Genomic DNA, 25,247 nt, shown 5'->3' on the forward strand with positions numbered 1-25,247 from the left:
ATTGGCTTACTTACCCGGATAAAACTTATACAAAACCACACCGTGTGCCGGAACTTCTATATGTAGTTTGCTGGTTCTGGTATCAATAGCTGCAATGTTCTTTTGCCTCCACAGGTCGCGTACCTGCTGCTTGCCTTTAATATTTAGTTTGCTAAAGCCGTTATAAGCGATACTTACTTTTTCCTGTCCGAAGTTGCAAAAACATACTGCTTTGCTTCCGTCTGCAAGGGTTTTAACATAAATGCGCAGATCACCTACCGTATCCTGGCAGGTAGCCTGTTTGCCCAACGGATCCTGATCTAAGGCAATTACTTCATCATTGGTAAGCAGACCTAAAGTGAAATCGTCCAGTTTTTCCATATCGCAGCCAATAAGCAATGGGGCAGAAAACATGCACCATAAACTGAAATGGAGATATTGCTCATCAGGTTTAAGTTTGCTTGGGTGCGGGTTTCCCCAACCTACATTGCCTATAACCAGCATGTCAGGGTCGTTCCAGTTACCCGGTTTTGCCCAGGCTGCTGCTTTATCCTGTTCCAGCGCAATACTTTTTACACTGTTCCAGGTGTCGGTAATATCGCCAGTGGTACGCCAGCTCTGCCCATTTACAGAGTCGCCCCATTTCCATACGTCCGACATGCCGTACTGGCACAGGCTAAACACAATATCGCGAGGCTGAGCGCGCAGATAATCGCCCATTAATTTATAAGGTTTAATAGCTGTTTGTAAATTACTACCGCCTGTAGGAGAAAACGATGCAACCTTGTAAGGATCGTTTTCTGGCATGCCATCTATAACTCCACCATAGCTACACCAGTCATATTTTAAATAATCAATACCCCATTCGGAATAGGCTTTGGCATCCTGCTCTTCGTGGCCATAGCTTCCTGCACAACCACCGCAGGTCCACGGGCCGGGGCTCGAATAAATGCCGATCTTTAGCCCTTTATTATGTACAAAATCGGCAAGCGGTTTTATCTCTCCGAAACGTTTATTAGGTAAAATATTGCCCCGATCATCGCGAAATTTACCTCGCAGATCAGGATCTTTTGAATCTCGGTTGTTTTGCCAGAAATCGTCAATGTTAATATATGTCCAACCGTGATTAATTAGTCCGCTTTTAACCATCGCATCAGCAGCGCGTTTAATTTTATCGGCAGACACCTCATTGGCAAAACAATTCCAACTGTTCCAGCCCATTGCAGGCGTTAGTGCAATTCTGTCACCGCACATAATGCGTAAAGTTTTTGCAGCTTTTCCTAATTTGTTGCTTGCTGTTAATATGACATTAAATGTGCCTGCTTTTGGAAGTTTACCGGTGATGATGCCTGTTTGGGCATCAAGCTTTAAGCCGGCAGGTAAACCTTTTGAAGAAAAACGCATTGGGCGGTTGCCTGTAGCAGGTACCAGGTATTGAAACGGTGAACCTGGCCTAACGCCATATACAGCGGGACCATTGATTTTAGGTTTTGGCGAAGCTTTAGGTGTAAGGATATATTTCTCGCTTGATATTGGGTTAGTAGCGGCGATGTTGCCTTTGCCACTGGTTTCAAACTTGGCATCTGTCCAGTCGGCATGGTCGTAATAATTGCCGTTTCCGCCGTCGGTAACTACCAGCTCCATGGTCTGCACACCTGTTAATGGAACAGAACAAAAGCGGGCGCTGTCTTTTAAATGCATAATGCCGCTAGACCATAGTTTTTTCTTGTCGCCTAAAACTACAAACTCAACCGCCGGATCATGGCCGGTCACTTCATCGTCAATACCAACGAGGGCAGTAAAACGGGTTGCATTGCCATTAAGTTTGATTAATAACGAGCTTTCGGCATGGGTACCGAACCCTCGTTCAAATGTTTTGCTTGCTATAGTTAAGGTCTTATTTTCAACCGATTTGTTTTTACCGGGCATGCCATAGCCTTGTGTAGCCGCACTCAGGTCCAACTGATCTAACCATACTGTCTGCGCAAATACACATTGGGTAGAAAAGAAATATAAACTAAAAATCAGGGCGGCGATAAGCCAGGTATTGTTCTTCGACATAGGTTTATAATTGTGTAAGCTTTATGAATGCTTAATTGGTAGTAATTGATTTTACTAAATATAGGTGTTTTCTATAAATGGCGTGCAAATTTATGTATATCATCACTACAGCTTGCAATTACAAAAAATGATGAAGCGAATCAGCCAGTACTCATAAATTTAATGACGAGTGATTGAGCATACTTAATGCTCTTTATGCTGACGATGTATAATTGCCCGTTTAACCCTTATCCTTAGATAGTCATAAGTAAGCGCAATAAATAGTAAAGCTACAGGGACAAATAAAGAATGAAATCTGAAATGCAGAAATGCAATGCCGCCAGCCATGCCGCCTAAAAGAAAAGAAGCAATAATGGCTATTTTTAACCCTATGCGGCGCTTAAGGTTTACGGGTAAATTTCTGCGTTGCAGTGCAGCCGCAGAAAGATCAATTCCCAAATCGGTGAACATTCCGGTTAAATGGGTGGTACGCACGACAGCGCCCGATATTACTGAAACCAGGGCATTCTGCATCCCCATTGCGAATAGTAAACTGCCTGCAAAATATTCGGTCTCCTGTAAGGTGTGTCTGTAGTAACTTCCAAACAGGGCGATTAAGAACACAATGGTAATAATTACCAAAATAGGAACAGTATAAGCAAAAGGCTTATCGCGGCCAGTACGGCCTATGTACCAGCTTGATGCAAATGCTCCAGACAGGAATAGCACAAGCCATAGCGCCACCATGCGTGCCGCGCGAAAGTTCATTTCGGCCAGATTTACAGCAAGTAAAGCGGCATGCCCGGTTACATTGGTGGTTAGTACGCTAAAGGCAATAAAACCTGCAGCGTTAATAAAACCGGCATTAAGGCAAAGTAATATTGCCAGGCGTAAATTATGTGAAAAGCTTCTTTTAGCACCGGTATGCCTTAACATGCCCTAAATATCGGAAACTGCTGTAAGAATGCCCGCTCTTTGTTAGATTTTTAATGTATTCTCTGGACTTTTAAGCAATTAAGTGCAAAACGTAAACTATAAACATAAGGTAAAGGTGAAAATAAGAAAAGCCCCTGATAAAGGGGCTTTTAAGTAGCGGGGAGCAGGATCGAACTGCCGTCCGTCGGCTGACGGATATGAACCCTACGCTCTTTTGTGTAATTCTGAGTTTGTCATCTCCCGGATAAATGCCCTGCCTTTTGATGATTTTAACTGCTTTTCTCTTATCAAGGCCTCAGTCTTGGTTGAAAATTCTTCAATATAAATTAAGTTCCAAGGCCGGTACTTTATGGTATATCCTTTAGTAGCAAGTTCATTATGCGATAGCATCCTGTTATTTAAATCTGATGTATAGCCGACGTAAATCTTGTCGTAAGCAGGTGAGTGCAAAACGTAAACTGTAAACATAAGGTAAGGTGAAAATAATAAAAGCCCCTGATAAAGGAGCTTTTAAGTAGCGGGGAGCAGGATCGAACTGCCGACCTTAGGGTTATGAATCCTACGCTCTAACCATCTGAGCTACCCCGCCGGATATGTTTGCCTTTTACTTGCTCACATTTAATGTAACGCTTGCCGAAAAAGGTTTGCAAATATAGCAGAAATTAGTTTCCTTTAGAAAAAATCTTAAATTTTAAACCTGATTAGTGTAAACCGTTGTCTCACAGTATGTCCGAAAAAAAGAAATTTCATATTGAATATGAAATAAAATCCTCTCCCCGTATTTTGTATAGCTTTATAAGTGAGCCTAATGGTTTAATGCAATGGTTTGCCGACAATGTTAGCGTACGCGACCAGCTTTACACCTTTACCTGGGATGATGAACAGCAAAAAGCCAGGCTGCTGGTTAACAAGGAGAATAAATGTGTACGTTTTCATTGGTTAGAAGATGATCCGCAATGTTATTTCGAAATGGAAATTGTACAGGACGAACTTACCAATGATGTGGCTTTGGCCATTACCGATTTTGCTGCTGAAGAAAATATACCCGACCGCAGGCTGATCTGGGATAACCAGATCGAATACCTAATTAGCGTACTTGGTGCCTGATACCAGGTAATTTCGCTAAATTTGTATTGTGAAAAAGATACACCTTTTAATACTGAAGTCCTTCATCCGGCCTTTTATCGTTACCTTTTTCATTGTAATGTTTGTGTTGTTGATGCTGTTTTTATTCAAATACATCGACGACCTGATCGGGAAAGGATTTGAGTGGTATATCATTCTGGAATTAATGATGTATGCTTCGGCTACCAACGTAGCGATGGCATTGCCGCTCTCTGTGCTTTTGTCATCCATCATGACGTATGGTACCCTGGGCGAGAATTACGAACTTGTTGCTATTAAATCTGCCGGTATATCTTTGCGCCGCGCCATGTATCCAATGGTAATTGTAGTTACCGGGCTGGCCATATCAGCATTTATATTTTCAGATTATATGCTGCCGGTGGCTAATCTCAAATATTATTCGCTACTGTGGGATGCACGCCAGCAAAAAGCGGCATTCCTGATCAAAGAGGGGGTGTTTAATAATAGCTTTCCGGGATACTCTATCCGTGTGAAAAAGAAGGATCCGGATGGGCAAACCCTGCATGATGTGATGATCTATGAGCGTAATGCAGCTCAAAACAATAACAATGTGATGTTTGCTAAAGAGGGGTTAATGTACCGTACCCCTAACGATGCTTACCTGGTATTGATACTTAAAAACGGTATAAGGTATGTAGAAGAACCGGGCGAAACAGGCAATACCCGTCAGCGTTTTACCCGGCAGCGTTTTAAAGAGACGGAACAAAAGTTTGATATGTCGGGCTTTAAAATGAAGCGGACGAGCGAAAGCGAGTTTAAGGGCGCATTTCAAATGATGAATTTAAAGCAGCTACGCTTTTACAGGGATTCGGTTTCGCGGCAGATTGATACAGGCTTACGTTCGAATTTTAAACTTCTGGCGCCTTACTATAAGTTTTTTAATTTTCCGCATAAATCTCCGGCCGGCTTAAAATACGTCACTACAGATTCCCCTTCTTTTACCAAAGGCGACCGTATGACCAAAATTACTATCGTTAATAACGCCAGCAGCGAAGCAAGATCAATAAAGGACATGCTTAAAGCACGTACCGATAGGTATGAAGCTGTTTCTAAAGACATGCGGAAATCGATTATCGAATTTCAGAAAAAATTTACCTTGTCTGCTGCCTGCCTGGTTTTGTTCTTGATAGGGGCGCCATTAGGGGCTATCATCCGTAAAGGCGGTCTCGGGCTGCCTGTAGTAGTGGCTGTAATCTTCTTCCTTATTTATTACATTATTGCCACCATTGGCGAAAAATCTGTTAAAGAAGGGCACGTTGCGCCGCTTGTGGGCATGTGGATAGCCATTGCAGTGTTAACGCCTATCGGTATTTTCCTTTCTTATAAAGCAGCTACAGATTCTGTTTTATTTGATATGGATGCTTATAAGAAATTTTTTCAACGCTTCATTAAACGCAAAGCCGTTTAGCTACGTAATGTTTTTACACAGTGCAGACTTGCATAGCAACATTTTGATGTAAGTTTGTATATACTGTGTGTTACAGTTTAATTTTTGCACACCATGCTTAACACTATTCCCGAAGCTATTGAGGCTATTAAAGCCGGAAAAACAATAATTGTAGTTGATGATGAAGACCGTGAGAACGAAGGCGACTTTTTAACGGCCGCCCGTAACGCCACACCCGAAACCATTAACTTTATGGTAAAACATGGCCGCGGCCTTGTGTGCGCACCTGTAACGGTTCAACGTGCTAAAGAGCTTCAGCTCGACCCAATGGTTGGCCGTAACACGGCTTCGCATGAAACTAATTTTACGGTATCCATAGATCTTTTAGGGCAGGGTTGTACTACAGGTATCTCGGCTTCAGACCGTTCAAAAACAACATTAGCCTTAATTGATGCTGCTACAAAGCCCGAAGATTTGGGCAGGCCAGGGCATATTTTCCCGCTTATTGCTAAAGATGGCGGGGTACTGCGCCGTGCTGGCCATACCGAAGCTGCCGTTGACCTTTCTGTGCTTGCAGGATTTGAGCCTGCCGGTGTGATCTGTGAAATCATGGACGAGGAAGGCGAAATGGCGCGTTTACCTCAGTTATTGGAAATAGCCAAAAGATTTGATCTTAAAATCGTTTCGATAAAAGACCTGATCGAGTACCGTTTGGCTACAGAAACCATGATCCGTAAGGAAGTGGCTGTTAAAATGCCTACCGAATGGGGTGAATTTGACATGATCGCTTACACACAGACTGATACCGGCGAAAATCACCTTGCCCTAATTAAAGGTACATGGGAGCCAGATGAGCCAATTTTAGTGCGTGTGCACAGCTCATGCGTTACCGGAGATATATTTGGTTCCTGCCGTTGCGATTGCGGACCTCAGTTGCACAAGGCAATGCAGATCATTCAGCAGGAAGGCAAAGGCGTAATTCTATATATGAACCAGGAAGGCCGTGGTATTGGCCTTGTTAATAAACTTAAAGCATACCAGCTACAGGAAAACGGTTTTGATACCGTTGACGCTAATCTACAGCTGGGCTTTAAAATGGATCAGCGTGATTATGGCATCGGCGCTCAGATATTACGTGATTTAGGCATCTCTAAAATGCGATTGATGAGCAATAATCCTAAAAAACGTGCAGGCCTGGTAGGTTACGGGCTTGAGGTGGTTGAAAATGTGCCGATTGAAATTGATCCTAATCCTCACAATGAAAGTTATTTGAAGACCAAGCGCGATAAAATGAATCATTCCATCCTGCTTAATCATTAATCTTTTTCGTCTTCCTTATCCATGTCATTTACATCACTTGCGGGGGTAGCTTTATCTCCCGTATTGTTTGTGGTGTTTTTACGACGTGAACGGCTAAACATGCTTTTGAAGAATTCGCCGAAGTTGTCGAAATCGCGTTGGTAAATTAAACCGATACCATTAACATATTGCAAAGATAATTGATCGCTAAGGCTGTTTAGGGTAGTACTGTTGAGTACCCGGTATGAATATCTGGCGCGTAACCTGCCATCGCTTCTGATCAGGTAGTCAATCTCAAAGTCTTTGGTAAAGTTATTAAGATTGCCATTAAAGAGATTATTCTGCGATGCGCCGGGTGCGAACAGATTGTTGCTCAGGTTATTGCTGTAAAGGCTTCCGTTAAGTATCAGCCTGTCATGAAACAAGCGCCATGATGCGCTGGCATCACTTGCCGACCGGAAGTTAATATCCACTCCTTTGATCAGGTTTGATTGCGCAATGAGGTTATTCAGTTTATTAAACGCAAACTCGCTCACGGCATCTTGCGCGGTTTGTTTTACCTGGTTGCCAAAGTTATTACCATAGCCCGATGCAAACTGCCTGCGCACAATCAGGCTTAATGCCTGCTGGCTGCGGTTATTATAATCAGTCAGATACGTTCCCAGGTCATCTTTTACAGATGGGTCGGTAGGGAAGGTAAAGTCAAAATCAATAGTAGGTTGAGCAAGCGTATTGGTCAGGATCAATTTAGCCTGTACAAGCTCCTGCCGGCTACCCGTTGGCGAAAGCAGGCCTGCGGCTGTATATAGATCGGCAATGTTGGTACGCACCTCGTAAATGGCCTGCATGTTAATCTCTGCATTGGCCGGGTCGCCTGTCCAGCGTATAGTACCGCCCTGGTTTACCTGGAATATTTTGCTGATAAAATTCTTGGCAGTAAACTCGAATTTACCAGAAGAGATAAGGTAGTCACCATACATTTCAAAGTCACCTAAACTATTGATATTCAGTTTTAGGTTACGTGTTGTTCCGCGGCCCTCAAGCGCACCGTAATCGGTAGTAATGCGTACTACAGTTTTTTCATCTGCACTAAGGTCAAAGTTCAAAGTGACACCGTTGAACGAGTTGGCGCTTGGTATAACCTTCGCCGAATCTTTATGGCTTACAAACCTGATATAATCGTATTCGCCTGCGGTGGCAGATGTATTAAGCGGGATGTTGAATATTGTTCCATCTTCGGTACGGGCTTTAATGTCGATCTTCATGTTATCAACAGGGCCGTTAAAAGCAAAGTCGCCAGTGGCAAAGGCCGTTCCGTAATAAAGTCTGTTATCTTTAAATGTGGTATTTAAAGCCATGAGTTTACGTGCGGTAAGCGTTACATGAATATCAGGGTTAGACAGATCTGCTAAGCTTACAGTACCATTAGCATTGCCTACTCCGCCTTTACCATCTGATAGTTTCATGTCCTGAATTTCTATCAGGTTGTCTTTCACATCAAGTTTATCATTGATAATGTATGATGTTTTAAGATAGTCAACGGTAAGGCCGGTATTGGCAAGGGTTAAATCTCCGTTTAACAAAGGTTTTTTTAAGGAACCGGTAAGTTTAAGATTAGTAGAAACCGTGCCTTTAAGCCCTGATACCAAACCACTGACAAACGGCTCAAATATCACCGCAGGTGTTTGATTCATTATTACGTTAAAGTCAAAGTTGTTCGTATTTGCATCAAGGCGGTAAATGCCCCCGATGTTCATGGTCTCCAGTCCGTGACTTAAGATGTTCAGGCTTGAGTTAATTTCCCGTTTTGAGTTATCCAGTGTCGATGCAATTTTTACTTTTCCAACATCTGTTCCGTTCATGTTTAACGAATCAATGCTAAGGTTGGCGGCTGCCCCAGGACTTTTAAGTAAAGATACCAACTTTACATCGCCATTCATGGTGCCTTTCAAATGTACGCCCGCAGCCCTGGTTAATTGATCCAGCGTTACCATACTGAATTTATCAAATGATATGGTTAGTTTATCGGTATTATTTGAAGCGATAAAGCCGTTGATGTTAACTTTTTGCGTGCCGTTGGTCAGCTCAAAGTTTTCAATCTGAGTTTTACCATCCAGTAAACGGATACGCACTTGCTCATCGAGGTGCCATTTTTCGTTCTCCAGGATAACGTCCGAAGGTAACAGCTTCAATTTAGCTGTGGTGTCGCGCCCAAATTCCACAAGACCGTAAAGGTCTAACTGGTTGATCGCGTTTTTATCAGACAGCTTAACGTTGAAATTAAGGCTGTCTTTTTTCAGGAAGTTGGTTACCGTAATGTTTTTAATGAACAAGCTATCAGTAAGATCAATCTTGCTAAGCGAAAGGTTGACACCCATAAACTGGTCTGATGTATTTTCGTCAATGATCAGGTCATGGAAAACGGTTTTGCCATACTTCAGTGTCTTAATATAGCCGTTAAAGGTGGCTGTTTCTTTGGCAGAGTTAAACTGCCCGTTAAAAGTACCCTGCTCAGGAATTTTTAAGTCGGGTGCAAAAAACGCGGCCACCGGATCCAGATTTTTGATTTGCATGCTAAACTCAAAGTTCTGCTGGCCAAACTTTGGGATTTTAACATTTAATGACGGGATATATTTTTTAGCAACAGATTTAAAGTAGGCTGGTAATGTAGCTGGGTCGGCGTTGCCTTTCAGATCCGCATCCATTAAGGTTGAACGCAGGCTGATATTCCGTTGATCTGCAAGTCCTTTTGCTGTTATGGCTATAGAATCTACAAGGTAGTTGTGTTGTGGCGTTACTATCCTGATTGGCGTAAGGCTGATGTACCCTTGCAATGTTTTAAGCGTGCTGCCTTCAAAATGTGTTTTAAGCTGCGTGCTTAATGTAATTGTATCTTTAATTAAGCCAAGCGAACGTAAACGGGCTTCTGTAATTAACCCTTCGGCACTATAAACCGGGTTTTTAGGATTGAGGTCGAGGCCGCCTTTAAGGTCAAGCTTTACATTACGGTCACGCAGGGTAACTTTACCCTTTATGTTGTCATTCACAAACGAGCCGTTAACAGCAAGATTTTGGTACTGGTATTTGTTAAACACCAGGTAGTCGGCTTTAATATCCGCTTTGATGTTCAGGTTTTTCAGTTCGTCACCGCTGCCATTGATATCTGCCATTAATGTTGTACGGCCAAGCGAGCGTTGGTCTAACATTGTACCCAAGTCGAAATTATATAAGGCTACCTTGCCTACATAGCCTGGTACTTTTTTGAAGGTAAGCTGAACATCCGGATCAAAACGGCCAAGGGCTGTTTTAAAAGTACCTGAGGTTTTAAAATTATCCTGTAACCCTTCCAGCTTGCCTGTAAAGTTGATGTTGCCAAATTTCGACAGAAACTCAGGTAGCTTCATTTTAGGATCACCGGCAAAACGACCTAACAAAAAGTCTAAGTCGCGCTTATTGGTTGCCAGCTGATTGAAATTAAGATCCAGCCAGGTATGTTCCCAGTCTGGTAATCCCTTTAAGCTAAAGTTGCCGCTTAGGTAAGTAGCCTGCCCGCCGGTAACGGTAAGGTGCCTGGCTTTAAGATGATTTACCTTACCGCTGATACGGCCGTTTAAACCAAGATCGAAACGTGTTTTATTAAGCGTACTGGTAAAATAAGCAACGTCTGAAGATGAAATGAACGAAGATTTAAAATCTGCATCCATGTATACCTTGTTCTCAAAGTCATCGAAGTCATCAAACGATTTAAACTTCATCCGGAAGTAATCGCGCAAGCGGGTTTTGGGTGTTACTATGAAGAAGTTTTGCAGAAATATCTGGTTGGTATCAACGGTTGTACTGGCGGTTAGATTCTTAATATAAAAACCGCTTTTTTCTTTTAATGTAAGGTTTGATACACGGGCTTTAAACAAATGGTTTTTCAGATCAAGATTCCTGAAAACTGCACTTAGCTTACTTACGTCAACATCATTAAAGTTTACCTGATGTTTAAGAATGGTATTGTTTAATTGATTTTTGTATCTAAAACGCAGGTTGTTAATAGTAATCTGATGAAAGTTAAGTGTCCAGGGCTTAGACTTTTTAGTGCTTTTGGGGCCTTTGTTAAAATAGTCTATAATGAATTTAAGGTTGCTTGTGCTATCCTTTAGTTTTTTGAGGTAAACAGAGCCGTTATCTAATACGATAGACTCGAAATTAATGGTGCGGGCAGGTACGCTGCTGAATATAGAAAACCTGTTTAGCTCAATCGTTAATTTCGGGGTGCGTAAAAGGGTATCGTGTTGCTTATCTAACACATATAGATCTTCTAATACTACGCTTGAGAACGGTTTTATGTAAAGGCTTTTAATATCAACTTTTGTCTGCAGCTCTTTAGATAAATAAGCTGTTGCTTTTTTGGCTGCCCAGGTTTGTACTGGTTTGTATTGAAAAATGAGCAGTATTATACTTAGCACCAATAAGATGACCAATACAATACCTATCGCTATTTTGAGTACTTTTTTAATAACTTTGCAGTTTAAAACGTAATTGTGCCTGTAATATTAGGAATCGAATCTTCTTGTGATGAAACTTCTGCGGCTATCTGCGCAGATGGTATCATGTTAAGCAATATTATTGCCAATCAAACCATCCATGAAAAATATGGTGGCGTAGTGCCCGAACTTGCGTCGCGCGTGCATCAGCAAAATATTATTCCTGCAGTACAACAAGCAATATTTAACGCGAAAATAAACAAAAATGATATTGATGCGGTAGCTTTTACACGCGGCCCCGGACTTTTAGGTTCATTATTGGTAGGCGTGTCATTTGCCAAGGCTTTTGCACTGGCTCAAAATATCCCGCTTATTGATATTAACCACATGCAGGCCCATGTGCTTGCCCATTTTATTGGTGATCATAAACCCGAATTTCCGTTCTTATGCCTTACCGTATCAGGCGGCCATACGCAAATTGTACTGGTGAAGGATTATTTTGATATGGAGATCATTGGACAGACGCAAGACGATGCAGCAGGGGAGGCCTTAGATAAAACGAGTAAAGTGTTGGGACTGCCATACCCCGGCGGCCCGCTCATTGATAAATATGCACGCTTGGGCAACCCGAATGCTTATCATTTCCCTGAGCCGCAAATACCCGGATATGATTTTAGTTTCAGCGGATTGAAAACAGCTATCCTTTATTTTATCAGGGATAATGAAAAGTTAAATCCAGATTTTAAAGAAGAGCACATGGCTGATATTTGTGCCTCTGTTGAAAAACGGATCACAACAATCTTACTAAATAAGTTGAAGAAAGCGGCTAAGGACTATGGTGTTAATGCAATAGCGCTTGCCGGTGGGGTTTCGGCTAATACAGGATTAAGGCAAGGCATACAACAACTGGCAGATGAGCAGGGTTGGAAAAGTTTTATCCCGGCATTTCAATACTGTACAGATAATGCCGGCATGATTGCTATTGCCGGTTATCATAAATATTTAAAAGGTGAATTTGTAAGCCAGGAAGTAGCGCCGCTTGCAAGGATGCCTTTCTGAAAATTAACCATATGAGCTGGGTTATATATGTAACTCACTCATTAATAACTCAACACTACTATGAGCGGAGCTTCTCTGATATTCTGGATTGTATTTGCCATTCCACTTTTTGTATTCCTGATATGGGTAATGAAACAGGACAAGAAAAAGGGAACGATAGGGCTTATTGTAGTTATTGCAACAATTTTAATTGCTGTAATCTATATGTACGCCCGCACGGGTGGGAAGTAGTCTTACTATAAACCTTTTTTGTCATTCGTCGGCATACGGAGAAACAATCCCCTACATGCTATTCCAACTTACAAGGTTTTTGCTCGGCTAAACGGTGATTGCTTCATCGCTTTGCTCTTCGCAATGACGATCAACTCTATAATAATGTAAAAACAACAAAGGCCACCTTTTGAGGCAGCCTTTCGTTATTTTATATGCTAATCAAATGTATTATGCTTCTGCAAGACTTTCGCCGGTAACAGTTGCTTTGATTTTAGCTTCCAGTTCTTCTGCAAGTTCCGGGTTGTCTAATATTAATTGCTTAACAGCATCGCGGCCCTGACCTAAGCGGGTTTCGCCATAGCTGAACCATGAGCCTGCTTTTTTAATGATGTTGTAATCAACACCTAAGTCTATGATCTCGCCAGATTTAGAAATACCTTCACCAAACATAATGTCAAACTCGGCAATACGGAACGGAGGCGCAACTTTGTTTTTAACGATCTTCACTTTAACGCGGTTACCAGAAACCTCGTCGCTGTCCTTAATTTGTGATATACGGCGAACGTCTAAACGTACCGAAGCGTAAAATTTAAGGGCGTTACCACCGGTAGTAGTTTCAGGGTTACCAAACATTACACCGATCTTCTCACGTAACTGGTTGATGAAGATACAGCAGCAGCCGGTTTTGTTGATGGTACCGGTAAGCTTACGCAATGCCTGAGACATTAAACGCGCCTGTAAACCCATTTTAGAATCGCCCATTTCACCTTCGATCTCACCTTTAGGAACCAAGGCCGCAACTGAGTCGATAACAATAATATCGATAGCGCCCGAACGGATCAGGTTATCGGCAATCTCTAATGCCTGTTCACCATTGTCTGGTTGTGAAATTAAAAGGTTCTCTACATCTACGCCAAGTTTTTTAGCATAGAAGCGATCGAAAGCATGCTCTGCATCAATAAATGCTGCTATGCCGCCTTTTTTCTGGCACTCTGCAATAGCATGGATAGCCAGGGTTGTTTTACCGGATGACTCCGGACCATATATTTCTACGATACGGCCTTTAGGCAAGCCGCCAATTCCTAATGCAACATCTAAACTAATTGAACCAGTTGAAATGGCTTCCATCGGTTCAATCACGTTGTCGCCCAATTTCATTATGGTTCCTTTGCCATACGACTTTTCCAGCTTATCAAGCGTAAGCTGCAATGCTTTCAATTTATCTGCGTTACTCATCTTAATGTATCTTGAGACAAATATAATATTATTTAATTAAATGCTAAAAAAATTAGTAATTATTTTTTAGTTATTTTGAAGTTGTACAGAAATTAACAAAAGCTTTAATCAGTACGCACTTGGTGGCTTCAATTTATAACGGTTTGAATTATTAATTTTACGTTAGTAAACTTACTTAAGATTATAGCATCAATCAAATATCTTTATCAACAATAGAATTCATTCTTTTCGCTCCGACACAATGAAAGCTACATTTATCTTAATAGTTTCAGTTTTGCTTCTTAGTTGTAAAGCAAATAGTCAACAACAGAAAAATTATTTTGATTTTGTTATTGAAGGGGATCATTTAGTTGCGTTAACAGATAGCGGAGAGTTAAATATATTTGATACCAAAAGCAACAACTGCATAGACAAGGACATAAAAACAGATACAGCAATAATTGCAGTTACTGTAAATAATCATAATCAAATTATTGTAGCAGATGCAAACAATATTATAAAGAAGTATGATCTAACAAAGCATAAATTTAAAATTATAGAAGAAGCCCAAGCAGACATCTATAGTTTAGTTTGTAACTCTAAAAATAAAATATTTGCTGTTACAACTGAAGGTATAGAAGATGTAGCAACAAAAAATATTTATCCATTTGACAGAAAATATCTTTTAAACAAGCAAATATTCAGAGCACGTAAACCATCTGCAGTATTTATGGATAAAGATGATAAGTTATGGTTGGGTTATGCTTACGGCGAATGGGGCGGAAATTTGTTAGTCTTCAATACAGGCACGCATAAATTTATTAAAGTAGTTGAAGCTTCTAAAGTAGAAGTACTGCCCGTGAAGTCAATTTTTAGTGATAATGCAGTGATTTATCTTTCCCTGGGATTGCAGCACATGCTAACTTCAGGAAGCATTGATAAAATAACAGATAAAAAGTATTCAACTGTATTTGGTAGTGAATCTCATTGGAAGGAATATTCTGAAGGAAATAAGATTGTGAGAAAGATGGATGCTGGTGAATACATAGGCCCTGCAACATTTAATAATTCGGACGGTCGAATTTACTTTTACAGCCAAAATGGTTTGTTTAGTGGTAACCCCAAAGATGATCTTTCAAAGATTCAAAACTGGGAGAAAATAACGAATCTGCAATTTCATTGGAGCTATGGTCAACCCGATGCTGTTGGTTCGCCAATGAATGTTTTAAAAATGCAATTTAAAAATAGCATGCTTTATATCTTAACTCAAAATGATGGCATAGTGGCTTGGGATGGTAAGGCTGTTAAATCTATAAATTAGAATCTTTATCCACACTCAGTTTCTTCAATGCCTTATGCGTAGCAGCATTCTGCTTTTTCTTTTTGGCAGCTTCCAGTTTTTTCTGTTGGGCTATTGCTGCTTTTAACAAGGCAGATTCTGTATTCGCTCTTTCATAGTATCTGCAAAAATGAGTTAACGGGCAAATTTCACATTTAGGCCGGCGTGCCAGGCAAATATAACGGCCATGCAATATCAACCAATGATGGGCAATGCCTAAGGTTGATTTCGGCAGGTGTTCCATCAACTGCCTTTCAACCGCCAGTGGTGTACGCGCATTAGTGGTTAAACCGATTCTGTTGGCCACGCGAAACACGTGGGTATCTACCGCTATCGCGGGGACATCAAAAATTACCGATACGATAACGTTGGCAGTTTTGCGGCCTACGCCAGGCAGTTTTTGCAATTCTTCGTGGCTGGCAGGTACTTCGCCATTGTACTTTTCTATCAGCATTTTGGCCATACCGCTCAGGTGCTTGGCTTTATTGTTAGGATAGCTTACACTGCGGATGTAGGAAAATATCTCTTCCACAGAAGCGGCTGCCATGCTTTCTGCATCCGGAAAGCGCTCGAATAGTGCAGGGGTTATCTGGTTAATGCGCTTATCGGTGCATTGCGCCGATAGTATAACCGCCACCAATAGCTCAAAAGGATTAGAGTAATGCAGCTCGGTTACGGCATTAGGCTGGTTTTTCGAGAAATAATCAACGAATAGTTTGTAGCGTTCCTGCTTTAGCATTTGGCAAAGATAAAAAGAGCCCTTTATGCAAAGGGCTCTTTTTTCAAATCATTAACGTAAACTCTTGGAATAGGCGAGTATGTTATGAATTGTTTGCAGATTTGGCTTTAATCTTAATTTGTCCAAATCGGTACGGATGGCATGATAAAACATCAATTCATCAGCATCCAGGTTTTCGATAACACTCAAATTTTCCATAGCTTCCTGGTTATTGATTACATTTAAAGTAGTTGTAGAAGTTTCACCCATAAGCTTCATTAAATTTGTAATACAATATACAAACGCAATGGCTTACAAGTTTATTTTAGATAAATAAAAAATATTTTATCTAATTCTTCAGGCTCAACTCTTTAGTTTGCATCATTTTACGCAGGTTATTAAGGGCATACCGCATGCGGCCCAAAGCTGTGTTTATGCTTACGTCGGTTATGTCGGCTATCTCTTTAAAGCTGAGGTCGCCATAGTGGCGCATAATCAGTACTTCTTTCTGCTCGGCAGGTAGTAGCTGTATCAGCGATTTAAGGTCTTTATGCGTTTGCTCGCGTACCATACGGTCTTCGGTGCTCTCGTCATAATGGCCTAAAACCTCAAAAATATCAAAGTCTTCACCATTGCTTACCAAAGGTGTGCGCTTCTCCCGACGGAAATGGTCAATCACAAGGTTATGACCAATACGGGTTACCCATGGCAAAAACTTGCCTTCCTCGTTGTATTTACCAGCTTTAAGGGTATTTATCACTTTAATAAAGGTATCCTGAAAGATATCTTCGGCAAGATATTCGTCTTTTACCAGTAAATAAATGGAAGTATATATTTTAGATTGGTATCTGCGGATTAATTCCACCAAGCCACCCTCGTCTCCTGCTATATATAGATGGATTAATTCCTGATCACTTTTCAATTGAAAATCCATAGAACTGCTACTTTAAACTTAGTTAAATAATTACGTTTTGTTCAAGTAAAGTTCTAATCTATAGGGGCTCCTTTGTTTTTAAAAGATTTTGTATACCAAATAAAGCAAAAGTTCAGTTAAGAAACAAATATTTTTTCAATCTGTTAACTGTCAATTTCGGTCCCTGTATTTGGAATATGCTAAATCTTTTAGGATTTTTGCAAACTCCTTTAAAGCATTGAGCAAACTCACCAATGAATAACGCAACAGAAACAGACGCCCAACATCATATATTAATAAAAGGTGCCCGCGTGCACAATCTTAAAAACATTGATGTATCTATACCTAAAAACAAACTGGTGGTTATTACCGGTATGTCGGGGTCGGGCAAATCATCACTGGCATTTGATACGCTTTATGCCGAAGGGCAGCGCAGGTATGTAGAAAGCCTTTCGAGCTATGCGCGCCAGTTTTTAGGCCGGATGAATAAGCCGGATGTTGATTACATCAGGGGCATTGCACCTGCAATTGCCATTGAGCAAAAAGTAATTACTTCAAATCCACGGTCGACAGTTGGTACCTCCACCGAAATTTACGACTATCTTAAGCTGCTGTTCTCGCGTATTGGCCATACCATTTCTCCTGTTTCGGGCAAAAGGGTAAAAAGGGATACGGTTACCGATGTTATTAATTTTATGACAGGCCTGCCGGTTGATACCCAGGTCACCATACTGTGTCCGCTGCATCCGCATAATAACCGGACCCTAAAGGAGGAACTTGCTGTTTTAATGCAAAAAGGTTTTGTACGTGTGGAATATAACGGCGTGCTTAATCGGATAGAAAGTATAATTGAAGACGAAAGCATAGCTAATGAGCCGCTGACCAACGATCATCAGGTGCGTATTGTGGTTGACCGTATCAGTGTAAATACCGAAGACGAAACGCTGAGCCGCATGGGCGATTCTGTGCAGACCGCCTTTTTTGAAGGTAAGGGCGATTGTTTTGTACGTTACCGTTTACCGGAGGATGAAACCGAAGCGTTTTTTTGCGACCGTTTTGAACTGGATGGTATTCGTTTTGAAGAACCATCACCTAACTTTTTCAGCTTTAACAACCCATACGGTGCGTGTAAACGTTGCGAGGGTTACGGAAAGATCATTGGTATTGACGAAGATCTGGTGATACCAGATAAAAGTAAAACCATATATGATGGTGCAGTAGCGCCATGGCGTGGTGAAAAAATGCGCGAGTGGAACGAACAACTGATCAAACAGGCCAGCAAATTTAAGTTCCCTATTCATCGCCCGTATAGCCAGCTTAATGATGCTGAGAAAGATGTGCTATGGAAAGGGAACCAATACTTCCGCGGCCTCGATGCTTTTTTCAAAGAGTTAGAAGAGCAGACTTATAAGATACAATATCGTGTAATCCTATCTCGTTACCGTGGTAAAACTACCTGTCCGGAATGTAAAGGCAGCCGTTTACGCCAGGATGCCAGTTATGTGAAAATCGATGGTAAATCGATAACCGATATTGTACTGATGCCATTAAATAAGGCACTTGAATTTTTCAAAGGCCTTGAACTAAATGCGCACGACGAAAAGATTGCCCGCCGGTTGCTGACAGAAATTACCAATCGCATCACATTCTTAAATGATGTAGGTTTAAGCTACCTCACTTTGAACCGCCTTTCGAACACACTTTCGGGTGGCGAATCGCAACGTATCAACCTGGCTACCTCATTAGGCAGCAGTTTGGTAGGTTCAGTTTATGTACTCGATGAACCAAGTATCGGGCTGCATCCGCGTGATACACAAAGACTGATCACCGTATTAAAGTCATTGCGCGATGTGGGCAATACTGTTTTAGTGGTAGAGCACGAGGAAGAGATTATGCAGGCGGCCGATTACCTGATCGATATTGGCCCCGAAGCAGGTACGCATGGTGGAAACCTTATTTTTGCCGGTACTTACGATGAGATTATTGCCGACGAAGACAGCCTTACCGGCCGTTACTTAAGCCGTAAGGAAGAAATTGCCATACCCGCGCATCGCCGTAAATGGCACGATGCTATATTAATTAAAGGAGCGCGCGAAAACAACCTGAAAAATATTAATGTGAAATTCCCGCTTGGGGTACTTACGGTTGTTACAGGTGTATCGGGGTCTGGCAAAACAAGTTTGGTGAAGCGCATATTGCATCCGGCGCTGCAGAAAGTGCTGGGTAATTATTCGGGCGAACAAACCGGTGCTTATGATACGATTGAAGGCGACTATCAGCAAATTGAGCAGGTAGAGATGGTTGATCAGAACCCAATCGGAAGGTCGTCGCGCTCAAACCCGGTTACTTATGTTAAAGCATGGGACGAGATTCGTAACCTTTATGCTTCGCAACCTGCGGCAAAGGCAGGCGGCTTAAAGCCATCGGCATTTTCATTTAACGTAGAAGGCGGCCGTTGCGATGTTTGCCAGGGCGAGGGGGAAGTGAAAATTGAAATGCAGTTTATGGCAGATATCTTTTTGCCATGCGAAGCCTGCAACGGTAAACGTTTTAAGCAAAATATTCTTGATGTTACTTATCTGGATAAAAACGTATCTGAGGTGCTTGAAATGACCATCGATGATGCGCTCGAATTCTTTAAAAAGGAAACTAAGATCATCAATAAACTGAAGCCTTTGGTTGATGTTGGTTTGGGATATGTGCAGTTAGGGCAATCTTCAAACACATTGTCTGGCGGCGAGGCGCAACGTATCAAGTTAGCATCGTTCCTGATCAAGGGTAATAATACCAGCAAAACGCTGTTCATTTTTGATGAGCCTACAACCGGCCTGCACTTTGCAGATATTAAGAAACTGCTAAAATCGTTTGATGCACTGATTGATCAGGGTAATACGATTATTGTTATAGAGCACAATATGGACGTGATAAAAAGCGCCGACTGGGTAATTGATATTGGTCCTGAAGGTGGCGATCATGGTGGCCAACTTGTTTTTGAAGGCCTGCCAGAAAATCTGGTTAAACATCCGGAATCTTATACAGGCAAATTTCTGAAAGAACGTTTAGAGTCCTGAGATATTTGAAACTCTTTTTTCGCGGGCAGGTAGCTTTTAGTTATCTGCCCGTTCTGTTATTACGAGCGTTGGTTTGACATTGTTTTAACGGAATGGCTGCCGTATAGTTATTGAGAGCGATGGATAGTTAAAGCAAGTATCAGCTTTTGTATTTTTTCAGCAGGTGCACAAATGGAATAATCTGAAGTGCGCTTACTAATAGTATTGAAGTGTTCATGATTCCTAAGTTTTAACTGGTTGGTTATTATTGATAATCAGATAACGTAGTTTCCTTTGATTAGTCTTTCAACAATGGTTTTAACGATGAAGATAGCTGGGATAATTTGACCTGCGATGGCTAAGATTACTGTAACGTTGTTCATGATTTCTATGTGTTAGGCGGTTATTAATATTAGATAATTAGATAGCGTAGTTTCCTTTGATTAATCTTTCAGCGATAGTTTTAACGATGAAGATAGCTGGGATAATATGACCTGCGATAGCTAAGATTACTGTGATGTTGTTCATGATTTCTAAGTTTTAAAGTTTTAATTAATTGTTGACATAAATAATAAGGCAACAAGTGTACCGGCTGTATAAGATGTGGGGCTAATGGCGTTCTAATAGCTTTAAAGCTTGTTTTAATAATTTGTGCCAAACTTAACTATTGGGTAATTGGGGAAATTTCCCGGGAAAATGTGGAATAGCGTGCCGTATTTATATAGGGTTAATCGCAATATACTGCAACAAAAAAGGCGCTTCTCTTGAAGCGCCTTTTTAAATATTTTATGTGTTGTTATGATACTACGATCTGGTGGCCGGTAAAGTACAAGGCCAATATCACACCGCCTAAAATAATGCGGTACCAACCGAATAATTTAAAGCCGCGCTTTTCAAGGAAAGTAATAAAAGTACGTATTGCTAATAAGGCAACCACAAAAGCAATAGCATTACCTATTAATAAAAACTTAACGCCTGAACCTGTGATGTAGTGATAGCCTTTCAGTAATTTGTAACCTGTAGCGGCAACCATCGTAGGTACTGCTAAAAAGAAAGAAAACTCTGCCGCTGCTTTTCTTGATAGCTTTTGCTGCATACCGCCTATAATGGTCGCAGCACTACGGCTTAAACCCGGGAATACAACAGCCAGTACCTGGTACAAACCAATTTTAAGTGCATTGCCATTTGTAATGTCCTTTTCGTCGTTGATTTTAGGGTTAAGAAACCACTTATCAACAAATAACAATACGATACCACCTAAAAACATTACCGTTGCAATAAAAATAGGGTTACCTAATGTTTTGTCGATGAAATCGTTTAGGAGTTTGCCGAAGATCAATGCAGGTATAACAGCAATAAGCAGCTTTAAGTAAAATGACCAGTGTTTAAAATCGAAGAATTTTTTCCAATATAGAACTACTACGGCAAGTATGGCACCTAACTGAATGGCTACTTCAAATATCTTAACAAATTCATCTTGCCCGATAGGATTGCCATTAACATCATTCATTAACGAACTGGCAATAACCATGTGCCCGGTTGATGACACAGGAAGAAATTCTGTCAATCCTTCAATAATTGCCAGAATGATAACATGTATTAAATTCATGCCTTAGTTTGCGGCTTCTTTAGTATGGAATAAAAGCCCAATCCAAAACCAGCTAAAACAACAATAGGGGCTATAACTATTTTGGTAGTACTATAAATATCTGTATTGCCGCTCATCAGCACGAAACCCAATGCCACTACCACTACAGCAGCAGCAAGTAAAGTGTAATTGCTTTTGTCAAAAATAAATTGAACAGGCTGCATGCTTTCAGCAGGTTTGGTGGTTTTAGCCGCAGAAGGGCTGGTGTATTTTTGTGCCATAACTATCTGTATAGATCGTATATTTTTAAACGTAAGAAACGGTTCACTGCAAATGTGGTGCTCAGGCCCGAGATTAAAACGCCTATCCCAATTACAATTAGGAATACTACCCCAAATTCATAAGGGCTTTGCAGTATCACCAGATCAGGGATTTGCTTGTAAGCCAGGAAAAGCGTGCCCATTAATATAATAATGGCGATAAGCGCACCTAACAGGCCATGCCACAAGCCATATAATAAAAATGGTTTGCGTATAAATGATTTGGTAGCGCCTACCAATTGCATTGATTTAATAAGGAAACGCTGCGAGTAAATAGCCAGCCTGATGGTATTATTTATTAACGCTACAGATACCACCACGAATATGCCCGCAAAAACAAGGATCACCAACGTGATTGATGCCAGGTTTTGGTTCATTTGCTCAACCAGTGGTGCCTGGTAGTTTACTTCTTTTACCAAAGGATTTTTAAGCAGTTGTGCTTTAAATTTAGCGATGTCGGCATTGTTGGCGTATTCTGCCTTCAGGTAAACGTCTATAGATTCTGAAAGCGGGTTAACGCCTAAGAATTTGATAAAGTCTTCGCCAAGGTCTTTCTGTAGCTTTCGTGCAGCCAATTCTTTGGTTACGTGTACAGCCTGCTTTACATATGGGTTGCCTTCCAGTTCGTGCTGTAATTGTAGGATGTCCGGTTCGCGGGCGGTTTCGTCCACATATACGTTCACTACCAGGTTTTCTTTCACATAGCGCGAAAGTTTGTTGGCATGTACAAGGATTAAACCCAACAGGCCAACCATTAACAGTACCATTGCGATACCGAAAACCGTAGATATATAAATGGCTTTAGTTTTTTTGGCTGACGAACTGGCTTCAAATTCTTCCATAAGTAATGCTGTTGAACTGCAAAAATACAATTCCGGTTATAAAGGTAAAATTTTATACCTATTTATATGATTTAGCAAATAAAGGCTTTTTAAATTTAACATATTTTAACGGTTGCATTATTGCGTTAATGGCCGTTTAAAAACAAAGTGCATATCGTCAGAGTTGCCACGGGTTACTTCTGTAAATGTGGTTACCGGTATCCATCCGTATTGCGACATGTAATTGAGCACGCCCACGGTTGACTTAAATTTTCTTTTTTTATTATCAGCATCTTTAAGCCAATCTATTTTATCAAAGTCTTCATCTTTGTTGTTAATCTTTAATTCATAGCCCGAAGCGTAATGCCTGACCAAGACCTCACAAAATTCTTCTTTTTGTTTGTTCTTTAAGGTATCTGCCTGCGCAAAGCAATAAGCGGGGGCGATCATTAATAGAAAGAAAAAGATCTTTTTCATAGTTAAAGGTTTACAAGGTTATGTAGTTTAAACGTTAAACAATTTGAATAGGATACAGGTTTAATCAGTAACATCAATATTACTACAATCATGACAGAATCTGCAAATAATCAACATAAACCATCGCCTTCAGATACACCTACCGAGCGCCCAAATGATAATGGCCACAAAAGCGTGGTAAAGCACGAGGATGAGCAGTATCACGAAGATAACGCGAACTTTGGTAACGTAAATAAAAAACACCGCGAAGACGAGGAGCCTGTAAACCCGATTAAAACCCCACCAACTGAGGATGAGGGCATGAAAGAAGGAAAGGTGCAGCCGTAATCTGTTGCGAGAGGTCTGTTGCGTGTTGCCTGTATAAATTACTTATTAAAAATAGCATGCAGGTTACACGCAACAGAAAACTAAATACCCGCAACTAAAACTTATCTCGCTATCCCCGCCGAGTTAAATTGCAGGTCGTAAAGTTTGCGGTAGTAGCCGCCTTCTATACGTAACAGATCCTGGTGGTTGCCTATTTCTTTGATCTCGCCGTGATCGAGCACGATGATCTTATCTGCACTTTGGATGGTAGATAAGCGGTGCGCAATTACGATAGCGGTGCGATTCTGCATCAGCTTCTCAATAGCAGTTTGTATCAGTAATTCTGTTTCGGTATCAACAGAAGAAGTGGCTTCGTCTAGTACCAATATCGATGGGTTATAAACCAATGCCCTGATGAACGAAATTAGCTGAGCCTGGCCTGCCGAAAGCGTTGCGCCACGCTCCATTACGTTATATCGATAGCCGCCCGGCAAGCGTTCGATAAATTCATGCGCTCCAACATCTTTGGCTGCTTTAATGATCTCATCAAGCGTGATAGCTGGGTTATTTAAGCTGATGTTGTTGGCTATGGTATCAGAAAAAAGGAAAACATCCTGAATAACGGTGGCGATTTTAGAACGGAGAAAATTGGTTTCGTATTCGCGGATGTCTATGCCATCTACCCTTGCAGTACCTTTACCAATTTCGTAAAACCTGTTAAGGATGTTTATAGTAGAAGATTTACCTGCACCGGTTGCACCAACAAGGGCAAGTGTTTCGCCCGGCTTAACATGGAAATTGATATCTTTTAATACCCAGTTATCATCGTTGTAGGCAAACCAAACATGGTCAAACTCAATTTCTCCTTTGATCTCCCCAGATTTAATGGTGCCCTTGTTCTCTGCCACCTCTTGGGTATCTAAAACTTTAAAGATACGGTCGGCACCAACCATACCCATTTGCAGGGTATTAAACTTATCGGCAAGTTGGCGTATTGGTCTGAAGAGCAGGTTGAGCAAGGATATAAAAGCGACAATCAATCCCGGTGTTACGCCTTTTTTTGATGCAGATATTGCTGCCAGCTCACCATCAGATAAGATGCGCTTACAGCCATACCACACCAGCAAGCCCATACACATGGCAAATAAAATCTCCACTACAGGGAAAAATATAGAGTAGTACCAGTTAGAGCGGATATTGGCATCGCGGTATTTTACATTGACGGCCTTAAATTTTCGCATTTCCTGGTCTTCGCGGGCAAAGTATTGGGTAATGCTCATGCCGGATATATGCTCTTGCAAAAAGGTGTTAAGCTGTGCCACCTGTGTACGCACTTCCTGAAAAGAGACTTTAATCGCTTCCTTAAATATATAAGTCGCTAAGAACAGCAGTGGCATGGGTATCAGCGTGATCAGCGTAAGCTTCCAATCCTGCACCAGCATATAAATTACGATAGATACTACAACCAGTAAATCACCGGTAATAGAGATAAGCCCTTCAGAAAAAATATCTGCAATGGTTTCCAGGTCGGATACGGTACGGGTAATCAGCATACCGATAGGGGTGCGGTCAAAATATTTTAAACGCAGACTGGTGATGTGGTTAAAAACGTCAACTCTAAGATCTCGGATCACAGACTGACCTAAGGCATTGGTAAGATAGGTTTGCCAGTATTGGGCCATCGTTTGTATAGCCAACTGAATAACCATTAACCCAACCATAAAAACAAGCCCGTTGTAGTTACCCACAACAATATAATTATCCAGCGTTTTTTGTATCAGGATGGGCTGTATCAATACAATTACCGCCAAAAAAATCGTCAGGAATGCTGCAACGGCAAACATTACACGGTACGGCCTTACATAGCGCATTACGCGCCCCATTAATTTCCAGTCTATTGCGTTTCCTGTAACAGCCATTAAGTTTACTTTCAGTATAACAGAGACAAGATATATGTCTTGTTTCTTGC

General features: G+C 41.2%; 21 protein-coding genes and 1 tRNA gene. 8 read left to right on the top strand and 14 right to left on the bottom strand.

The window, feature by feature from the left end:
• Positions 1 to 6 precede the first annotated feature (6 nt).
• The 4 genes from PQ461_RS04870 to PQ461_RS04885 all read right to left on the bottom strand — a co-directional run bounded on the left by PQ461_RS04870 (position 7) and on the right by PQ461_RS04885 (position 3,544).
• A complete protein-coding gene (locus PQ461_RS04870; protein ID WP_274302242.1) occupies positions 7 to 2,040 on the bottom strand; it encodes an NPCBM/NEW2 domain-containing protein in 2,034 nt (677 codons plus the stop codon).
• A gap of 183 nt (positions 2,041 to 2,223) precedes the next feature.
• Complete coding sequence (locus tag PQ461_RS04875; protein ID WP_274302243.1) at positions 2,224 to 2,955, bottom strand: YoaK family protein; 732 nt, start codon at positions 2,953 to 2,955, stop codon at positions 2,224 to 2,226.
• Between the two features lie 204 nt (positions 2,956 to 3,159).
• Complete coding sequence (locus tag PQ461_RS04880; RefSeq protein WP_274302244.1) at positions 3,160 to 3,423, bottom strand: GIY-YIG nuclease family protein; 264 nt, start codon at positions 3,421 to 3,423, stop codon at positions 3,160 to 3,162.
• A gap of 47 nt (positions 3,424 to 3,470) precedes the next feature.
• Positions 3,471 to 3,544: transfer RNA gene (locus tag PQ461_RS04885), tRNA-Met, on the bottom strand.
• A gap of 137 nt (positions 3,545 to 3,681) precedes the next feature.
• Between PQ461_RS04885 and PQ461_RS04890 the strand changes: the two genes are divergently transcribed.
• The 3 genes from PQ461_RS04890 (at position 3,682) to PQ461_RS04900 (ending at position 6,808) form a co-directional block, all read left to right on the top strand.
• Positions 3,682 to 4,062, top strand: coding sequence for an START-like domain-containing protein (locus tag PQ461_RS04890; protein WP_274302245.1), 381 nt, complete (start codon positions 3,682 to 3,684; stop codon positions 4,060 to 4,062).
• 28 nt (positions 4,063 to 4,090) lie between these two features.
• The gene (locus tag PQ461_RS04895; protein ID WP_274302246.1) at positions 4,091 to 5,509 is read left to right on the top strand and encodes an LptF/LptG family permease; all 1,419 of its coding nucleotides are present in this window, start codon (positions 4,091 to 4,093) and stop codon (positions 5,507 to 5,509) included.
• 93 nt (positions 5,510 to 5,602) lie between these two features.
• Positions 5,603 to 6,808 carry a bifunctional 3,4-dihydroxy-2-butanone-4-phosphate synthase/GTP cyclohydrolase II gene (locus PQ461_RS04900; RefSeq protein WP_443192780.1) on the top strand — a complete coding sequence of 402 codons (1,206 nt, stop codon included), beginning with the start codon at positions 5,603 to 5,605 and terminating at the stop codon, positions 6,806 to 6,808.
• Here PQ461_RS04900 and PQ461_RS04905 read toward each other — a convergent pair.
• A complete protein-coding gene (locus PQ461_RS04905; protein WP_274302248.1) occupies positions 6,805 to 11,241 on the bottom strand; it encodes a translocation/assembly module TamB domain-containing protein in 4,437 nt (1,478 codons plus the stop codon). The genes PQ461_RS04900 and PQ461_RS04905 overlap by 4 nt on opposite strands.
• A gap of 75 nt (positions 11,242 to 11,316) precedes the next feature.
• On the opposite strand from PQ461_RS04905, the gene tsaD reads away from it, so the two are divergent.
• Positions 11,317 to 12,318, top strand: a complete 1,002-nt coding sequence (gene tsaD, locus PQ461_RS04910) for a tRNA (adenosine(37)-N6)-threonylcarbamoyltransferase complex transferase subunit TsaD (protein ID WP_274302249.1) — start codon at positions 11,317 to 11,319, stop codon at positions 12,316 to 12,318.
• 60 nt (positions 12,319 to 12,378) lie between these two features.
• Positions 12,379 to 12,549: a hypothetical protein gene (locus tag PQ461_RS04915; protein WP_274302250.1), complete on the top strand. Its 171-nt coding sequence runs from the start codon at positions 12,379 to 12,381 to the stop codon at positions 12,547 to 12,549.
• Positions 12,550 to 12,759: 210 nt separating this feature from the next.
• On the opposite strand, the gene recA is transcribed toward PQ461_RS04915, so the two are convergent.
• On the bottom strand, positions 12,760 to 13,767 hold the full coding sequence (gene recA, locus PQ461_RS04920; protein ID WP_274302251.1) for a recombinase RecA: 1,008 nt from the start codon (positions 13,765 to 13,767) through the stop codon (positions 12,760 to 12,762).
• Between the two features lie 241 nt (positions 13,768 to 14,008).
• Here recA and PQ461_RS04925 point away from each other — a divergent pair, with 241 nt between their 5' ends.
• Positions 14,009 to 15,067, top strand: a complete 1,059-nt coding sequence (locus PQ461_RS04925) for a hypothetical protein (RefSeq protein ID WP_274302252.1) — start codon at positions 14,009 to 14,011, stop codon at positions 15,065 to 15,067.
• Here PQ461_RS04925 and nth read toward each other — a convergent pair.
• From nth to PQ461_RS04940, 3 genes are all read right to left on the bottom strand, one after another.
• On the bottom strand, positions 15,057 to 15,824 hold the full coding sequence (nth, locus tag PQ461_RS04930) for an endonuclease III (protein WP_274302253.1): 768 nt from the start codon (positions 15,822 to 15,824) through the stop codon (positions 15,057 to 15,059). The genes PQ461_RS04925 and nth overlap by 11 nt on opposite strands.
• A gap of 51 nt (positions 15,825 to 15,875) precedes the next feature.
• Positions 15,876 to 16,073 (bottom strand): hypothetical protein, encoded by a 198-nt coding sequence (locus tag PQ461_RS04935; RefSeq protein ID WP_274302254.1) that lies wholly within the window; start codon positions 16,071 to 16,073, stop codon positions 15,876 to 15,878.
• A 79-nt stretch (positions 16,074 to 16,152) separates the two neighbouring features.
• The gene (locus PQ461_RS04940) at positions 16,153 to 16,737 is read right to left on the bottom strand and encodes an RNA polymerase sigma factor (protein ID WP_274302255.1); all 585 of its coding nucleotides are present in this window, start codon (positions 16,735 to 16,737) and stop codon (positions 16,153 to 16,155) included.
• A gap of 233 nt (positions 16,738 to 16,970) precedes the next feature.
• On the opposite strand from PQ461_RS04940, the gene uvrA reads away from it, so the two are divergent.
• Positions 16,971 to 19,787 carry an excinuclease ABC subunit UvrA gene (gene uvrA / locus PQ461_RS04945; RefSeq protein WP_274302256.1) on the top strand — a complete coding sequence of 939 codons (2,817 nt, stop codon included), beginning with the start codon at positions 16,971 to 16,973 and terminating at the stop codon, positions 19,785 to 19,787.
• A gap of 775 nt (positions 19,788 to 20,562) precedes the next feature.
• On the opposite strand, the gene PQ461_RS04950 is transcribed toward uvrA, so the two are convergent.
• From PQ461_RS04950 to PQ461_RS04965, 4 genes are all read right to left on the bottom strand, one after another.
• Complete coding sequence (locus PQ461_RS04950) at positions 20,563 to 21,375, bottom strand: undecaprenyl-diphosphate phosphatase (protein ID WP_274302257.1); 813 nt, start codon at positions 21,373 to 21,375, stop codon at positions 20,563 to 20,565.
• Positions 21,372 to 21,635, bottom strand: coding sequence for a DUF3098 domain-containing protein (locus PQ461_RS04955; RefSeq protein ID WP_274302258.1), 264 nt, complete (start codon positions 21,633 to 21,635; stop codon positions 21,372 to 21,374). The genes PQ461_RS04950 and PQ461_RS04955 overlap by 4 nt, the downstream gene beginning before the upstream one ends.
• Before the next feature lie 2 nt (positions 21,636 to 21,637).
• Positions 21,638 to 22,516: a cell division protein FtsX gene (locus PQ461_RS04960; RefSeq protein ID WP_274302259.1), complete on the bottom strand. Its 879-nt coding sequence runs from the start codon at positions 22,514 to 22,516 to the stop codon at positions 21,638 to 21,640.
• Between the two features lie 117 nt (positions 22,517 to 22,633).
• On the bottom strand, positions 22,634 to 22,972 hold the full coding sequence (locus PQ461_RS04965; RefSeq protein ID WP_274302260.1) for a hypothetical protein: 339 nt from the start codon (positions 22,970 to 22,972) through the stop codon (positions 22,634 to 22,636).
• A 90-nt stretch (positions 22,973 to 23,062) separates the two neighbouring features.
• Here PQ461_RS04965 and PQ461_RS04970 point away from each other — a divergent pair, with 90 nt between their 5' ends.
• Positions 23,063 to 23,299, top strand: coding sequence for a hypothetical protein (locus tag PQ461_RS04970; RefSeq protein ID WP_274302261.1), 237 nt, complete (start codon positions 23,063 to 23,065; stop codon positions 23,297 to 23,299).
• A gap of 101 nt (positions 23,300 to 23,400) precedes the next feature.
• On the opposite strand, the gene PQ461_RS04975 is transcribed toward PQ461_RS04970, so the two are convergent.
• Positions 23,401 to 25,197 (bottom strand): ABC transporter ATP-binding protein, encoded by a 1,797-nt coding sequence (locus PQ461_RS04975; RefSeq protein ID WP_274302262.1) that lies wholly within the window; start codon positions 25,195 to 25,197, stop codon positions 23,401 to 23,403.
• Between the last annotated feature and the right edge of the window lie 50 nt (positions 25,198 to 25,247).

This window comes from Mucilaginibacter sp. KACC 22063, from assembly GCF_028736115.1.
Taxonomy (GTDB): Bacteria; Bacteroidota; Bacteroidia; order Sphingobacteriales; family Sphingobacteriaceae; genus Mucilaginibacter.

Coding starts and splice junctions, on each gene's coding strand:
- PQ461_RS04870 (WP_274302242.1), bottom strand. CDS start 2,040: ATGTCGAAGAACAATACCTGGCTTATCGCCGCCCTGATTTTTAGTTTA.
- PQ461_RS04875 (WP_274302243.1), bottom strand. CDS start 2,955: ATGTTAAGGCATACCGGTGCTAAAAGAAGCTTTTCACATAATTTACGC.
- PQ461_RS04880 (WP_274302244.1), bottom strand. CDS start 3,423: ATGTTTACAGTTTACGTTTTGCACTCACCTGCTTACGACAAGATTTAC.
- PQ461_RS04890 (WP_274302245.1), top strand. CDS start 3,682: ATGTCCGAAAAAAAGAAATTTCATATTGAATATGAAATAAAATCCTCT.
- PQ461_RS04900 (WP_443192780.1), top strand. CDS start 5,603: ATGCTTAACACTATTCCCGAAGCTATTGAGGCTATTAAAGCCGGAAAA.
- PQ461_RS04915 (WP_274302250.1), top strand. CDS start 12,379: ATGAGCGGAGCTTCTCTGATATTCTGGATTGTATTTGCCATTCCACTT.
- recA (WP_274302251.1), bottom strand. CDS start 13,767: ATGAGTAACGCAGATAAATTGAAAGCATTGCAGCTTACGCTTGATAAG.
- PQ461_RS04925 (WP_274302252.1), top strand. CDS start 14,009: ATGAAAGCTACATTTATCTTAATAGTTTCAGTTTTGCTTCTTAGTTGT.
- nth (WP_274302253.1), bottom strand. CDS start 15,824: ATGCTAAAGCAGGAACGCTACAAACTATTCGTTGATTATTTCTCGAAA.
- PQ461_RS04935 (WP_274302254.1), bottom strand. CDS start 16,073: ATGGGTGAAACTTCTACAACTACTTTAAATGTAATCAATAACCAGGAA.
- PQ461_RS04940 (WP_274302255.1), bottom strand. CDS start 16,737: ATGGATTTTCAATTGAAAAGTGATCAGGAATTAATCCATCTATATATA.
- uvrA (WP_274302256.1), top strand. CDS start 16,971: ATGAATAACGCAACAGAAACAGACGCCCAACATCATATATTAATAAAA.
- PQ461_RS04950 (WP_274302257.1), bottom strand. CDS start 21,375: ATGAATTTAATACATGTTATCATTCTGGCAATTATTGAAGGATTGACA.
- PQ461_RS04955 (WP_274302258.1), bottom strand. CDS start 21,635: ATGGCACAAAAATACACCAGCCCTTCTGCGGCTAAAACCACCAAACCT.
- PQ461_RS04960 (WP_274302259.1), bottom strand. CDS start 22,516: ATGGAAGAATTTGAAGCCAGTTCGTCAGCCAAAAAAACTAAAGCCATT.
- PQ461_RS04965 (WP_274302260.1), bottom strand. CDS start 22,972: ATGAAAAAGATCTTTTTCTTTCTATTAATGATCGCCCCCGCTTATTGC.
- PQ461_RS04970 (WP_274302261.1), top strand. CDS start 23,063: ATGACAGAATCTGCAAATAATCAACATAAACCATCGCCTTCAGATACA.
- PQ461_RS04975 (WP_274302262.1), bottom strand. CDS start 25,197: ATGGCTGTTACAGGAAACGCAATAGACTGGAAATTAATGGGGCGCGTA.